Origin of the sequence: Dietzia sp. Die43 (assembly GCF_024519835.1) — a bacterium.
GTDB lineage: Bacteria > Actinomycetota > Actinomycetes > Mycobacteriales > Mycobacteriaceae > Dietzia > Dietzia kunjamensis.
On sequence record NZ_JALJRF010000081.1, the window covers coordinates 1 to 362 of the forward strand.

At 55.5% G+C, this 362-nt stretch carries 1 protein-coding gene; it reads left to right on the forward strand.

The genetic code is table 11. The annotated features are described in order from the left end of the window. The coding region (locus NR111_RS18900) for a hypothetical protein (RefSeq protein ID WP_256821643.1) at positions 1 to 362 on the forward strand (362 nt) is incomplete at both ends.

Genomic DNA, 362 nt, shown 5'->3' on the forward strand with positions numbered 1-362 from the left:
AAAAAAGAGGAGGAGAGGAAGAAGGAGGGAGAAAAGGGGGAAAGAGGAAAAAAGGAGGAAGAAAGGAGGAGGAGGGGAAGGGGAGAAGGAGAAGGGGGGAAGAGAAAAAGAGAAGGGAGGAGAAAAGGAGGAGAAGGGGGAGGAAAGGAAAAAAAAAAAAAGAGGAGAGGAAGAGGGAGGGAGAAAGGGAAAAGAGAGAGAGGGGAGGAGGGAAGGGGGGAGAAGGGGAGAAGAAAGAGGGGAAAAGAAGAGAGGGAGAGAGAAGAAAAGGGCGCGGGGAGAAGCGGGAGGCGCGGCGGGGAGGAGAAGTACGAACTGCGGAGGGGGAGCGCGTCGAGGGTGGTTTTCCCGGCGAGATACGC